The organism is Clostridium sp. ATCC 25772, assembly GCF_001573875.1.
Taxonomy (GTDB): Bacteria; Bacillota; Clostridia; order Clostridiales; family Clostridiaceae; genus Clostridium_J; species Clostridium_J senegalense.
The window spans coordinates 1-941 of record NZ_LFRG01000121.1 but is presented as its reverse complement, the minus strand read 5'-3'; the positions used below and the strand labels follow the sequence as shown (position 1 = coordinate 941).

At 31.5% G+C, this 941-nt stretch carries 2 protein-coding genes; both read left to right on the top strand.

Going from position 1 to position 941, the window contains the following annotated elements:
• A partial coding sequence (minE, locus tag AZI32_RS17075; RefSeq protein WP_242865324.1) for a cell division topological specificity factor MinE occupies positions 1-232 on the top strand: 232 nt, incomplete at its 5' end.
• Between the two features lie 110 nt (positions 233-342).
• Positions 343-941: FtsW/RodA/SpoVE family cell cycle protein (locus AZI32_RS17070; RefSeq protein ID WP_162266750.1), on the top strand; the 599-nt coding region annotated here is incomplete at its 3' end.

Sequence of the window (941 nt, the reverse complement as noted above, 5' to 3'; positions counted from 1 at the left end):
GTTAGATTTATTTAAGATGTTTTCTAATGAATCTAAAACTAGTAAAAATGTAGCAAAAGAAAGGCTTAAACTAGTTTTAGTGCATGATAGAATAGACTGTTCTCCACAGCTTCTAGACCTTATTAAGTCAGATATACTTAAAGTTATTGCAAATTATGCTGAGATAGAAGAAGACGGATTAGAAATAAAAATGGCTAAATCTAGAAGTGATGAAGAAGATGGTCCTATATAAAAGAAAGAAGTAGATAGAAAAATGGGGGGAGCGTATTAGCAAACCCCTTTTTGCATTAACATAAATGATACTGCGTAGGTATTGTCACAAATAAGAAAGATGGTGATAACATGTTTGATTTTAGATCAATGTTTAAATTAATGAAAGAGCTTGATTGGAAGCTAATTGCGGTAGTTATTTGTATATTTGGTTTTGGGCTTGTTATACTAAGTAGTGCAACTCATGCAACTACTACAGGAAATTACGCTCAGATAACTAAACAAGGACTAGCGTTCTTACTTGGTATGGGGCTTGTATTTGTAATATTGTTATTTGATTATAATCTTTTAGGGAAGTATTATAAAGCGTTATATATATTAAGCGTAATACTATTAGTATTAGTATGGATACCAGGAATAGGTAAGGCTAATGCAGGAGCTAGATCGTGGCTACACTTAGGACCTTTAGACTTTCAAACTTCAGAACTAGTTAAATTAACTTTTATACTAAGTTATGCAAAAATTGTTGAAGAAAAAAAAGGTAAATTAAAGACAATAAAAGATATAGTGCCGCTTGCATTATATGCTGCGCCTATAATACTACTTTTACTTGTACAGCCAGACCTAGGAACGGCTATAGTATTTTGTTGTATAATAGGAGGTATGTTGTTTACTGCCGGACTTAATGATAAAATAATTAAAAGAGGTCTTATAGCAATAGCTATAGTTAT